The organism is Arthrobacter sp. FW306-1B-G06A, from assembly GCF_058781765.1.
The window spans coordinates 25,381-38,551 of the sequence record NZ_JBYSXB010000001.1 but is presented as its reverse complement, the minus strand read 5'-3'; the positions used below and the strand labels follow the sequence as shown (position 1 = coordinate 38,551).

The window sequence follows — 13,171 nt, the reverse complement described above, 5'->3', positions numbered from 1 at the left end:
CCTTGACCACGCAGAACACCAGGGGCCGCAGGCGCGCGTCCGGTCCTACTGCTGAGCTGCGGAGCACAAGCGCCGTCGAGCACGAGCGGCCGCGCGATCCCCATCGCGAACTTCGCCGCCGCAAGGGTCCTTTGCGACAGATGGCCGAATTCGCCGCCGCGAGCGGAGCGGGACAGAAGGCCGGAGTGGCCCTCGCCACGACGGGCCTCATCCTGACAGTCGCCATGCCGGGCACCGGCGCCATGACGGCCACGGCGGATTCAAGCCAGGCCGCCTCGGCTGTGGGCACCCAGCCCGAGATTCCGGCCGCGGCAAGCGCCACGATCGACTTCAGCCGTGCCGCAGTGTCAACCACGGCGGATCCGGACAGCAAGCTCAAGCAGCTCTTGAGCGCACAGTCCGTCGGCACCATCAAGACCTCGTCCTCCAAGGGCACCCTGGGGGCGCCCCTGGACACCCTGACCACGGCCTCGCCTTTCGGCTACCGCGTGAATCCCATCACGGGCGGTTTGGGGGAGTTCCACCGCGGCCAGGACTTCGTGGCCCAGTGCGGCACCCAGGTCCATGCTGCCGCGGCCGGCAAGGTCACCTTCGCCGGCTGGCATCCGTATGGCGGCGGAAACCGCATTGTGGTGGACCATGGCAACGGCCTGGAAACCACGTACAACCATTTGTCGTCGTTCAACGTCCAGGTGGGCCAAACGGTTGGCCGAGGCGATGTCATCGCATTGAGCGGCACTACGGGCGCCTCCACGGGCTGCCACCTCCACTTTGAAGTCATGGTCAACGGCGACGTCGTTGACCCCCTGGGCTGGCTGTAGCCAATCCGATGGAAGTCTCTCGCATGCTTGTCACGCTCCGTGACCTGAATGTGACATTCAGCCAAAACTCATGTACCGTCTAACTCGCATCAACTTTTAGAGAGTTGATGCACTCGGGTGGATTGCCTAGCTCTGCCACTGCCCGAGGTTCCGTTCGCAAAACATCGTCTGGCAGAGGCGGGGGACCCACTTTTGGTCATCTTCACCGATGGCCTTGGGGTTAAGTCGCACGACTTCCGAGAGGGAGGAGTGTGGCCGGATGACTCCCATCCGAATCCGACAGCTTACCTCGCGGGCATAGGGAGAGGCCTCTTAACGTGTCTTCACGCTCTACTGTTGCGCGCCACCGTGCCGCGGTCACCAAGACCAACTCGCTTGCCGTTATCGCTAAGACTGTCGGCAGCAACGCCGGTGGCGTAGGCCGTCAGGCAGCCGTTATCGCAGCTGCTTCCGGTCTGGTGCTCACTAGCGGTATCGCAGCCAACGCTGCAGAAACCAACGTTCCCCGCGAGTCCACTTCGACCTCCGCCCTGGAAGTCCAGTCCATCGCCCAAGCCAGCATTTCGGCCGACTCCTCCGTCGCCATCAAGTACGAACGCCCGGTGGTTTCCACCGAAGCTGCTCCGGTTGTCGCAGCTCCGGTTGCCACCCAGGAAGCCGCTCCGGCTTCGCAGGCTGCCACGGGTGCCGCTACCGGCTCCTCGACGCTTTCTGTGACCGCTGCTGTTTCGCCCGCCACGAAGGTTGCCAGCGGCAAGGGCGCAGCGATTGCTGCCGCAGCTTACGCTCAGCTTGGCGTTGCCCAGGACTGCACTGCCCTGGCCTCGAACTCCCTGGCCGCTGTTGGCATCAACTTCCACGGCTGGCCGGCAGACTACCTCTCCCTTGGCCGTACGGTCAGCGCTGCTGAAGCGCAGCCGGGAGACCTGGTCTACTACCAGAACGGTGGCATGGGCATGGCCCACATCGCTGTTTACGTCGGCAACGGCATGGCAGTCCACGGCGGCTGGAACGGTGGCACCACCGCCCTTTACAGCGTCAATGTCGGCTCCGGCCCGGTCTTCATCCGCGTTGGTGGCTAAATAGCCCCGGTTACATAGCTTCACTGGAACATCCCCGCTGGTCCGCCGGTGGGGATGTCCTGTTTTAACGAGCGTGCGCTTACGTGTCCGGCACATGAACTTTGACCGACACTGCGCTGGAACCCCCGCATGGATTCGTTGATCTGGCCTTCTGGTGTTTACTCTTAGGTTGTCGATCCACAGCCCGTACATGCAGAGGGCAGCCGGCCCTCGCGCCCCTGACGGGTGCGGCCGTGAAGAGGTACGTGCATGCGCACACTCGTTCTGAATGCTGGATATGAACCGCTGGCGGTAGTAACCTTCCGCCGGGCGCTGGTCCTTGTGCTCACCGGAAAAGCGAGCGTAGTGGCCGAAGGCGACGAGCCTGTCGTCGGGCCACAAGAGATTCTCGGACGTCCTTCCGTGATTCTGCTCAATCGCTACATCCGGCCAAGGTACAACACCATCACGGCGGTCACACGCCGCGGCGTCTTGCGCCGTGACGGTCACCGTTGCGCCTACTGCGGGAAAGCAGCGCACACCATTGACCACGTCCACCCCAAATCCAGGGGCGGCGCGGATTCCTGGGAAAACCTGGTGGCAGCGTGCTTGCGCTGCAACAACGCCAAGAGTGACCACACCCCAGCCGAGATGGGCTGGAAACTGAGGTTCACTCCGGCGGCGCCCACCGGGACTATCTGGCAAATCAAGGAGCTTGAGAAACCTGCGCCCGCATGGGATCCCTTCCTCCTGCCCGAGTCGGCGGCCTGAACCGGAATTGAGCCCGCTTCCCGGGTAATCTGGGCGGGTGGACTTTGATGCGGTGATATTGGCGGGTGGCAAGTCCTCCCGCCTCGGCGGCGTGCCCAAAGCCCAGTTGAGATACGACGGCGCCACACTCCTTGAGCGCGCCGTGGCGGCCGCACGCGGTGCGGGAAGCGTCGTCGTCGTCGGCCCGGATCCCGGCACTCTGCCGGACGGCACATTGACCGCGCGGGAGGAGCCGCCCTTCGCCGGACCCGCAGCCGCGATCGCCGCCGGACTCCTCGCCCTGGGGCACGGAGGCGAAACGCAAAACGGCGAGGAGCCGTCCACGAAGCACGCGCCCTGGGTTCTCGTCCTGGCCTGCGATATGCCCCTGGCCGCCGCCGCGGTTCCGGTCCTGCTCCGGGAAGTTGCAGGCCACCAGGACACGGACGGGGCCATGTCCGTATCCGGCGACGGTAGGAAGCAGCCGCTGCTCGGGATCTACCGCGTATCTGCTTTGCAGCGCGAAGTGCAAGCTGCCGGAGAAGAACGTGGCCTGGTCAACGCTGCGGTTTTCCGCCTGCTTGCTAGGCTTGATCTGCTGGCCGTGCCTGTCCCCGCAGGGTCCACCGATGACGTGGATACCTGGGATGACGCCGCGGCGCTTGGAGTGGACGGCGACCTGCCGTGACAACAGCTGTACCGGACAGTGGAGGCGGATCGTGAAGAGCCAGGAAGAAACGCTCGAGGAATGGTGCAGGAGCCTGCTGCAAGCGTATGAGTTGGACGACGTCGAGATCGACATCAACGAGATCCTGTCCCTGGCGGGCGTTGCAGCCCATTCGGTGGTCCGGCCGGCGGCTCCTTTGACAACCTTCATTGCGGGCTTTGCGGCCGGGCTTGCCTCGGGCTCGGGACAAGCCACTCAATCTGCGTCGATGGATGCAGCCCTGGGCCTGGCACGCACGCTCGCGAAGGACTATACGAACCCCGGAACCGACGCCGGATGACGGAAGCCCCCGAGCATGTCCCGCATGCCGACCACTTGTGGGCCGAGGCGCGGCAACTTGCCTTCGATAGCGCCACGCCCATTCCCGCCGCACCCGTTGCCCTGAAGGACGCCATCGGCAGGACCCTGGCCTCGGATGTCCACGCCTTGCAGGACCTGCCGCACTACGCGTCCTCCGCGATGGATGGCTGGGCAGTCAACGGCAGCGGTCCATGGATCCTCGCCGAACCCGGCCATCGGCTGGCACCGCACCAAGCCAGCCCGATCGCCACGGGTGGCCTGATCCCGCCCGGGGCCAAGGCCGTTCTGCGGAGGGAGAGCGGGGTCCTGACCACGGACGAAGACGGCTTACCACTGCTCGCGCTCGGCGGGAACGCGAAGCCCGGCGAACCGCGCAACGGGCAACACATCCGCGACGCGGGAGAGGAAGCCGCGGCGGGCGAGCTGCTGATCAAATCAGGCGTCGTCCTGAACCCGGCCCATCTCGCCCTGGCCGCCCTGGCCGGACGTGATGAACTGGACGTCCTGGGCAAGCCCCTCGTGAAAATGGTGCTGACCGGCGCCGAGGTGGTGACCGCGGGTGTCCCGGCCCCCGGGCGCGTGAGGGATACTTTCGGTCCCCAGCTTGGCGCCGTCGTCGAGCTCCTTGGCGGGATCCGCGGCGAGCAAATCAAGGTGGGCGACTCCTATGACGAATGGCTCTCGGCCCTTGAGGAAGGTGAGCTGTCGCCGGACGCGCCACCCGCCGACGTCGTCATCACCACCGGGGGTACCGGCCGTTCGGGGACGGACCACTTCCGTCGGGCCATTGCGGAGCTGGGTGGCCGCTTGCTGATTGATGGAATTGCGATGCGTCCGGGACATCCCGGCGTTTTGGCCGAGTTGCCGGACGGTCGCTTCGTGCTGGGCCTCCCAGGCAATCCGCTCGCGGCCATGATGGTCCTCTTCACGATCGGCGCGCCGCTCCTCGCGGGTCTGGGTCACGGAACACTGCCCGAGGTGGGCGAGGTTCCTTGCGGTGCAATGCTCGACGCCGACCCCGGGCGCACGCGCTTGCTTCCCTTCAGGTTTGTGTACGGCTTGGCGTCGCCGGCCCAGCACGCGGGGCCCGGGATGATGCGCGGCCTCGCCAGTGCGGACGGAATCATGGTGGTGCCGCCGCACGGCGTACAACTTGGAGAGGCAGTGCCAGCTTTTCCATTGCCGTGGGGGCCGCCGCTTCCCCGGCCGAAGCCACCGGAGGACAAGGCCAAGAAGACTCCTGCCAAGCCAGCACGGAAGGTTTCGTCCGGTCCGGTGGACTGGAGCGCCCTGACGGGCTGAGAGTTTCAGGTGCAGGATGGACGCGGGTGGATTAGAGAGTCAGGCCTTGCAATGATGGGGACATGAACAGGCATGCTCCCGAGCAGGACATCAATGAAGATGACCTCCAGATCCACCCACCCAAGCGCTCCGCGGCGGGCGTCAAAGCTGTCACTGTGGCATTGGAACGGGGCTGGTCCCAAGCGGGTGTCAGCCGGACCGTCAAGTCAATGCTCCGCGTCAACCAGCGGGACGGTTTCGATTGTCCCGGCTGCGCCTGGCCGGAGTCCATCACGGGCAAACGCAGTCCCGCCGAGTTCTGCGAAAACGGGGCCAAGGCAATCGCCGAGGAGAGCACCACACGCGTGGTCGACGCGGAGTTCTGGGCCCGGCACTCCCTGGCCGAGCTTGGGGACAAGACCGAATACTGGCTCGGCAGCCAAGGCCGCATTGCCGAGCCCGTCGTCATCCGCCCTGGCGAGACGCACTATTCGCCGATCAGCTGGACGGATGCTTTCGCCCTGATCGGCGAGCACGTGAATGCCACCACGCCGGCCCGCTGCGTTTTTTACACCTCGGGGCGCACGGCCAACGAGACAGCCTTCATGTACCAGCTTTTCGCCCGCAGCCTGGGCACGAACAACCTGCCCGATTGTTCGAACATGTGCCACGAGTCTTCCGGAAGCGCCCTCAACCCGACCATCGGCATCGGCAAGGGCACTGTCTCCCTGGAAGACATCCATGAAGCTCAGTTGGTGTTCGTTGTGGGGCAGAACCCCGGCACGAACCATCCGCGCATGCTCTCAGCCTTGCGTGATTGCAAGACCAACGGCGGCAAGGTCGTAGCCGTCAATCCATTGCCGGAAGCCGGGCTCCTGAACTTCAAGGACCCCCAGTCGCTCAACGGCGTGGTGGGCGGCGGCACAGACATCGCCGATGAATTCCTCCAGATCAAGGTGGGTGGCGACCTTGCCTTGTTCCAGGCGCTGGGCCATCTCCTGTTGGAGGAGGAGAATCGGAAGCCGGGAACCGTGGTTGATCGCGCCTTCATCGAGGCGCAGACCGACGGTTTCGAGGCCTACGCCGAAGCCCGGGCTAAACTGGACTGGGCAGAGACGGAACGCGCCACGGGCCTGAGCCGCATCGAAATCACCAAGGTGGCCGGCATGCTCGCCGCCTCAAAGGGCACCATCATTTGCTGGGCGCTGGGCCTCACCCAGCAGCCCCACTCCGTGGACACCTTGCGGGAAATCATCAACCTGCTGCTCTTGCAGGGAAACTTCGGCAAACGCGGTGCCGGCGCCTGCCCCGTGCGCGGCCACTCCAACGTGCAGGGCGACCGCACGATGGGCATCTGGGAGAAACCGTCCGAAGGCTTCCTGGCAGCCTTGGACAAAGAGTTTGGATTCACCACACCGCGGGTCCACGGATACGACTCCGTGGAAACCCAGCACGCCTTGGAGAAGGGCGAGGTGGACGTCTTCGTTTCCATGGGCGGCAACTTCGCCGCGGCAGGTTCGGACACCGTCGCACTGGAGGAAGGGCTCAAGAAAGCCGGGCTGACGGTCCATATCTCCACCAAGCCCAACCGCGCCCATGTTGTACACGGCAAGACCTCCCTGATCCTGCCCACCCTGGGCCGCACGGACACGGACGACAAACACCCGGGCGGACGGCAGATCCTCTCCGTTGAAGACTCCATGTCCGTCATCCACTCCACGCAGGGCCGGTTGACTCCGATCTCGGAGCATTTGCTTAGCGAACCCGTCATCGTCGCACGCATGGCGCAGGCGGTCCTCGGGGACAACCACCCCGTGGATTGGCGGGCCATGGCCGAAGACTACGACGTCATTCGCGACCACATCTCCAGGGTGATCCCCGGCTTCGAGGACTTCAACGCGCGGGTGCGGACCAAGAACGGCTTCGTGCTGCCGAACCCGCCACGCGACACCCGCACGTTCGCCACGGACATCGGCAAGGCACGATTCACCGTGAGCCCACTGGAGTACCTCGAAGCCCCTGCCGGCCACCTGATCCTGCAGACAGTCCGCAGCCATGACCAGTACAACACCACGTTTTACGGGCTCGACGACCGATACCGGGGCATTTCCGAAGGCCGCCGCGTGATCCTGGTCCACGAGGACGATCTCGGCGAACTCGGCTTCGAAGACAGGGACATGGTGGACGTCATCTCCACTTTCCGCGGAACGGAGCGCCGGGCGGACAAGTTCCGGCTGGTTGCCTACCCAACGGCCAAGGGTTGCGCCGCCGCGTACTTCCCCGAGGCCAACGCCCTGGTCCACCGGGAGCTCGTTGCCCGTGAATCCAATACCCCCGGCTACAAGGCCATGACGGTGCGGTTCGTCAGACACGGGGAAGCCGCCGGGCATGCGGAACCCGCCGGGAAGGTGGGTAGCTGAGATGGGACGGGTGACCCAGCGCCGCAAGGTGCACAAATTCGTCCTGGACGGCTCCGCCCAGGCCCTGGAGCACCCGGTCCGCTACCGCGAGGACTTCCTGGCCGTCGAGGAACCGCTCGAGGTGCGTTTGGGGCACATGTCCTTCTCGGTGACCATGCGGACCCCTGGCGACGACTTCGACCTCGTGGCGGGCTTCCTGGTCTCCGAGGGTGTTATTTGGGACCCGGCCCAGCTCATTTCCCTGCGCTTCTGTGCCGGCGAGGACGAGAACGGCGTTCAGACCTTCAACGTGGTGGAAGCCCAGTTGCGTCCCGACGTCGTCCTGCCGGAGACCGGGCGCAACGTCTACACCTCCAGCTCGTGCGGGATCTGCGGCACCGACTCCATCGAGGCAGTGCGTAAATCCTCACACTTCAGCCCCGAGGACGACCCCCTGAATGTCCCGGTGGAGGTTCTGGCCGCTCTGCCTGACCGTCTCCGTGAAGCACAGGCGGTCTTCGACAAAACCGGGGGAGTACACGCCGCCGGACTCTTCCGGATCCACGACGACGGTGCTGCCGAGCTGCTGTGCCTGCGGGAAGACGTGGGGAGGCACAATGCGGTGGACAAAGTGGTGGGCTGGGCGCTGCGCGAAGGAATGCTGCCCCTGCGCGGCACCGTCCTGCAGGTCTCCGGGAGGGCATCCTTCGAGCTGGTCCAGAAGGCGGCGCTCGCAGGGATCCCGGTCCTGGCCGCCGTCAGCGCACCCTCCAGCCTCGCAGTGGAGCTCGCACAGGAGACCGGCCTGACGCTGGTGGGCTTCAGCCGGGGGACCAGCTTGAACGTCTACGCGGGCAGCGACCGGGTCGGAGTTCCGGCGGGAGCCGGTGGGGGGCCCACGCCGGCGAGGGCCCCGGCCTGAGCTTGCGAAGGCTGGGAGCCGGTGGGGAATAGGGACCTGCAGGGATAGCCGCCAATCACTTGGCTATTGTTCGGGAAAGACGTAGATTTTATCCATCGAATGGAATCTGGTTCCTCCGGACAGTGACCTGCCTACTAGGCTGCTCATAACGGTAAGGAAGCAATCAACCCAGCCCACCGCCAAAGGGGACTTCAATTGCACGACGACCGCCGGATCACTGAGAAGCGGCTCGAACGTTTTGTCCGGGAGCGGATAGCTCCCGCCATCTATGGCCGTGCGCTGCCTCTTGAACTGAGCAGCTGGGATGCCCCGGGGGAGCCGGTTCCGGTCTCGGAAGCACTCCGCCAGGTCTTTGAGCCCCAGGAACACGGTGCCGCGTGGGGCAAGGCCTGGAGCACCAAGTGGCTGCGGCTTCGGGGCGAGGTCCCGGAGGGGTGGGGAGTCGCCGATGGCACCACGGTGGAGATCGTCGTCGATCTCGGGTTCAGCATCGACGCACCCGGATTCCAGTGCGAGGGCATTGCCTGGCGCCCGGACGGCACCATCATCAAGGCCATCTCTCCGCGCAACCAGCATGTCCCGCTGAAGCTTCTGGGTGGCGGACTCTCGGTGGACTTCTACGTGGAAGCCGCGGCCAATCCGGATCTCAGCCAAAGCTGGACCTTCGCGGCAACCCCGCTCGGGGACAAGTCCACCTCCGGAGACGAGCCCCGCTACCGGCTCGGACGCATAGCCATCGCCGAACTCAACGAGGTGGTCTGGGAGCTCCACCAGGACATCTGGACCCTTAGCGGGCTGATGCACGAACTGCCCTTCGAACTGCCGCGGCGGCATGAGATCCTCCGCGCCTTCGAGCGCATGCTGGACATCATGGACCCGGACGATGTTGCCGGTACCGCAGCCGCCGGCAGGGAAGCCCTCGCCGAGGTCTTGAGCCGGCCCGCTTACGCCTCGGCCCACGAACTTCTGGCCACTGGCCACGCCCATATTGACTCGGCCTGGCTATGGCCGGTCCGGGAAACCATCCGCAAATGCGCCCGCACCTTCTCCAACGTTGTCGCCCTCATGGATGAGAACCCCGATTTCGTCTTCTCCTGCTCCTCGGCGCAGCAATTGGCATGGATGAAGGAGTTCTATCCTGAGCTGTTCATCCGGATCCGGGAGAAGGTGAAGGCCGGGCAATTCGTGCCGGTTGGCGGCATGTGGGTGGAATCCGACACCAATATGCCCGGTGGCGAGGCAATGGCCCGCCAATTCGTGGAGGGCAAGAGCTTCTTCCTGCAGGAGTTCGGCATCGACTGCCAGGAGGCCTGGCTGCCTGACTCCTTCGGATATTCCGGGGCCCTCCCCCAGATCGTCAAGTCCGCTGGTTCCCGGTGGTTCCTGACCCAGAAGATCTCCTGGAACCAAGTCAACAAGATGCCGCACCACACCTTCAACTGGGAGGGCATCGACGGCACGCGGCTTTTCACCCACTTCCCGCCCGTGGACACCTACAACTCCGAGCTCCACGGCCGCGAACTGGCCCATGCCCAGCGCAACTACCGGGAGCATGGCCGCGGCACCATTTCGCTGGTCCCCTTCGGTTACGGCGACGGCGGTGGCGGACCCACGCGCGAAATGGTTGCCGCCGCCCACCGGACGGCGGATCTCGAAGGCTCGCCGAAGGTGCGCATGGGAACCGCGAAGGAGTTCTTCACCCGGGCCGAGGCCGAGTACCACAACCTCCCGGTCTGGGTAGGGGAGATGTACCTTGAGCTGCACAGGGGGACGTACACGAGCCAGGCCAATACCAAACAAGGCAACCGCCGTTCAGAACACCTGCTGCGCGAGGCCGAGCTTTGGTGCTCGACGGCGGCAGTACGGACTGCGGGTTCGTTCACCTATCCCGCGGCGGACCTCAAGCGGTTGTGGCGGCTTGTACTCCTGCAGCAGTTCCACGACATCCTGCCGGGCAGTTCCATCGCGTGGGTCCACCAGGATGCGGAGCGGAACTATGCCGCGATCGCCCGGGAGTTGGAAGGCATCATAGCGGGTGCCGCGTCAGCAGTTCTGGGCGAGGGAGACACCACGTTCCTGCTCAATGCCGCGCCGCACGAGCGCAATGGTGTTCCGGCGCTCGCGGCTGCCGAACCGGTCCACTCGGATAGTCCAGTCAGTGTCACAGAGCGCGCCGGCGGTTATGTTTTGGACAACGGCATCATCCGGGCGGTGCTGGACGCCAATGGATTGCTGACCTCCCTCTCCGATTACGCAACGGGCCGGGAAGCCATTGCGCCCGGGACGTTCGGCAACCACCTTGAGCTCCACCGGGATACGCCGAACGAATGGGATGCCTGGGACATCGACGAGTTCTATCGCCGGAACGTCGTCCCGGTGGTCGACGCGCGATCGGTGACGCTGGAACGTGCAGGCTGGGACGTCGTCGTCGTGGTGGAGCGGACGGTGGGCTCCTCCACCATCACGCAGCGCATTTCCCTCGAAGCGGGCGCGGAATCCCTCGGCATTTCCACCACGGTGGACTGGCAGGAACACGAGAAACTGCTCAAGATCGGTTTCCCGCTGGATGTCCGTGCGGACCGTTCCGCCTCGGAGACCCAATTCGGGCATGTCTTCCGGGCTACGCACACGAACACGTCCTGGGAAGCCGCCAAGTTCGAATTCTGCGCCCACCGCTGGATCCACGTGGCGGAGCCGGGTTACGGAGTCGCAATCTCCAATGCCTCAAGTTACGGGCACGACGTCACCCGGACCATCCGTGACGACGGCGGGACCACCACCAATGTGCGTGTGTCACTGCTGCGGGCGCCCAAGTTCCCGGACCCCCAAGCCGACCTTGGGGTTCACGTCCTGGATCTGAGCATCCGGCCCGGCGCCAGCATCGGCGGGGCCGTCGAAGAAGGCTATCGGACCAACCTCAAACCGAGGTTGCTGGCAGGGGCGAACCCCGTTGAGCCGCTTTTAACGGTGTTCAACCAAGCGCTGGTCATCGAAGCCGTCAAGCTTGCCGAGGACGGCTCCGGAGACGTCATCGTGCGGCTTTACGAATCTCTGGGAGAACGCTCCACGGGCCTCATCACAGCCAACTTCGAATCCCGGATGGTGCAATCCGTGGACCTGTTGGAACGTCCCGTCGAGGCTCCCGGAGTGAAGCCCGGAGTGGGAGCTGCCGAACTGACCCTGCGCCCGTTCCAGCTGGTGACCTTGCGTTTCAGCCGCTAGGCGTTTGCGTGCCCGGCCCACCCAACTAGCTCGCAGTAGATGTCGTTATGAGGGCCCAAAACGACAACAAATGCTGGGCCCACGCCGCCAGGGTTCCCTGGCCGTGGGGCCACGCCGGCGAGGGTCCCGGCCTGAGCTTGCGAAGGCTGGGAGCCGGTGGGGACTTGCGAGGCGAGGGTGGCGGTGGGGATCAGTTGGGGGTCAGACGTCGTGCTGGAGGCGCTTGACGAATTGCTTGGTGCGTTCCTCCCGCGGCTCGCGCAAGACATCCGCTGCTGGTCCGCGCTCCACCACTACGCCGCCGTCCATGAAGATGACTTCGTCGGCAACCTGGCGGGCAAAGGCGAGCTCGTGCGTCACGATCACCATGGTCCAGCCTTCGTCGGCAAGTTCCTTGATGACACCGAGCACTTCGCCCACGAGTTCCGGGTCCAACGCCGAGGTGGGTTCGTCAAAGAGCAGCAACTGCGGCTTGAGGGCGAGGGCGCGCACGATTCCCACCCGTTGTTGCTGGCCGCCTGACAGCTCGAAGGGGTAGGCGTCGCGTTTGTCCGCGAGGCCCACCCGGGCCAGGAGCCGCTCGGCCTCCGCGACCACTTCCGCCCGTGGACGCTTCTGGACCTGGAGCGGTCCCTCGATGATGTTCTTGAGCACCGTCATGTGCGGGAACAGGTTGTAGTGCTGGAACACCATGGCACTGCGATCCCGGAGGGCGGCGATCTCCCGCTTGCCCACGCTGCCCGCGAAATCGAGGGTCAGTCCTGCGCCGGAGCCCCGGACCGTCCCCGCGTCGGCGTCCCCGAAGGTGACCGTTCCGGCGTCGGGCACTTCGAGGCCGTTAAGTGAGCGCAGGACGGTGGTCTTTCCCGAACCGGACGGCCCGATCAACGCGACCACCTGGCCGCGCCTGACGTCGATGTCGATTCCGCGCAGCACCTTGTTGCTGCCGAAGGCTTTGGCGAGGTCCCGGGCAGACAGCACCGGCCCGGAGTTCCCGTGGGGGGCGTTGCTGGGCTCAGTGGGCGACATAACGGTCCAATCTGCGCTCCAGGGCGGACTGGCCCGTGGAGAGGACGAGGCAAATGACCCAGTAAACCAGGGCGGACTCGAGGTACAGGATCATGAATTCCTGGCTGAATGCGGCGATCTGCTGGGCGTGGCGGAAAAGCTCGGTGACCAGGATGAGCGAAGCCAGCGAGGTGTCCTTCACGAGGGAAATGAAGGTGTTGGACAGTGGAGGTACCGAGACCCTGGCCGCTTGCGGGAGGATGATCCGCACGAGCGTCTGTGGACGCGACATTCCGATGGTGTGCCCGGCCTCCCACTGGCCCTTGGGCACCGACAGGATCGCGGCGCGGATGACCTCGGCCGCGTAGCCGCCCACATTGAGCGAAAACGCGATGATGGCGCTCGGCCACGGCTCCAGCTTCACGCCGATGCTCGGGAGACCGTAGAAGATCACGAACAACTGCACCAGCAGGGGAGTCCCACGGATCACGGAGACATAGAAGCGTGCGACGCCGGAGAGCAGCCTGTTGGGGCTCAAGCGCAAGAGGGCAACGAGGAGCGCCAACGCCAGGCCAATGGCGAACGAAGCCAGGGTGAGGGGGATGGTTCCTGTGACGGCGCCCCCGACGATTGGCCCGAAGGAACTCCAGACGAGGTCCCAGTTGAAGGTCATCTGATTG

Annotated in this window: 11 protein-coding genes and 1 riboswitch; of the genes, 9 read left to right on the top strand and 2 right to left on the bottom strand. The window is 65.0% G+C overall.

The features are described 5' to 3' along the window. The first annotated feature begins 2 nt into the window (after positions 1-2). From AC3WJM_RS00170 to AC3WJM_RS00130, 9 genes are all read left to right on the top strand, one after another. Positions 3-821, top strand: coding sequence for a M23 family metallopeptidase (locus AC3WJM_RS00170; RefSeq protein WP_306962992.1), 819 nt, complete (start codon positions 3-5; stop codon positions 819-821). 145 nt (positions 822-966) lie between these two features. Next, positions 967-1,133: riboswitch (cyclic di-AMP (ydaO/yuaA leader) on the top strand. A gap of 5 nt (positions 1,134-1,138) precedes the next feature. After that, entirely contained in the window at positions 1,139-1,903 is a 765-nt protein-coding gene (locus tag AC3WJM_RS00165) for an NlpC/P60 family protein (protein WP_059388194.1), read from the top strand. Positions 1,904-2,152: 249 nt separating this feature from the next. Then, positions 2,153-2,653: an HNH endonuclease gene (locus AC3WJM_RS00160; RefSeq protein WP_028266173.1), complete on the top strand. Its 501-nt coding sequence runs from the start codon at positions 2,153-2,155 to the stop codon at positions 2,651-2,653. Between the two features lie 37 nt (positions 2,654-2,690). Then, positions 2,691-3,320 carry a molybdenum cofactor guanylyltransferase gene (mobA, locus tag AC3WJM_RS00155; protein ID WP_492270952.1) on the top strand — a complete coding sequence of 210 codons (630 nt, stop codon included), beginning with the start codon at positions 2,691-2,693 and terminating at the stop codon, positions 3,318-3,320. Positions 3,321-3,351: 31 nt separating this feature from the next. Beyond that, positions 3,352-3,639 (top strand): DUF6457 domain-containing protein, encoded by a 288-nt coding sequence (locus AC3WJM_RS00150; protein WP_307052769.1) that lies wholly within the window; start codon positions 3,352-3,354, stop codon positions 3,637-3,639. Then, positions 3,636-4,961 (top strand): molybdopterin molybdotransferase MoeA, encoded by a 1,326-nt coding sequence (locus tag AC3WJM_RS00145; RefSeq protein WP_492270951.1) that lies wholly within the window; start codon positions 3,636-3,638, stop codon positions 4,959-4,961. The genes AC3WJM_RS00150 and AC3WJM_RS00145 overlap by 4 nt, the downstream gene beginning before the upstream one ends. A gap of 62 nt (positions 4,962-5,023) precedes the next feature. Next, positions 5,024-7,360 (top strand): FdhF/YdeP family oxidoreductase, encoded by a 2,337-nt coding sequence (locus tag AC3WJM_RS00140; protein ID WP_492270950.1) that lies wholly within the window; start codon positions 5,024-5,026, stop codon positions 7,358-7,360. A gap of 1 nt (position 7,361) precedes the next feature. After that, a complete protein-coding gene (gene fdhD / locus AC3WJM_RS00135) occupies positions 7,362-8,261 on the top strand; it encodes a formate dehydrogenase accessory sulfurtransferase FdhD (RefSeq protein ID WP_476910018.1) in 900 nt (299 codons plus the stop codon). Between the two features lie 195 nt (positions 8,262-8,456). After that, positions 8,457-11,483 carry an alpha-mannosidase gene (locus tag AC3WJM_RS00130; RefSeq protein ID WP_492270949.1) on the top strand — a complete coding sequence of 1,009 codons (3,027 nt, stop codon included), beginning with the start codon at positions 8,457-8,459 and terminating at the stop codon, positions 11,481-11,483. 201 nt (positions 11,484-11,684) lie between these two features. Here the strand turns inward: AC3WJM_RS00130 and AC3WJM_RS00125 are convergent, their stop codons facing one another. Beyond that, a complete protein-coding gene (locus tag AC3WJM_RS00125) occupies positions 11,685-12,512 on the bottom strand; it encodes an amino acid ABC transporter ATP-binding protein (protein WP_059388189.1) in 828 nt (275 codons plus the stop codon). Next, positions 12,499-13,164 carry an amino acid ABC transporter permease gene (locus AC3WJM_RS00120; protein WP_492270948.1) on the bottom strand — a complete coding sequence of 222 codons (666 nt, stop codon included), beginning with the start codon at positions 13,162-13,164 and terminating at the stop codon, positions 12,499-12,501. The genes AC3WJM_RS00125 and AC3WJM_RS00120 overlap by 14 nt, the downstream gene beginning before the upstream one ends. Positions 13,165-13,171: the final 7 nt, after the last annotated feature.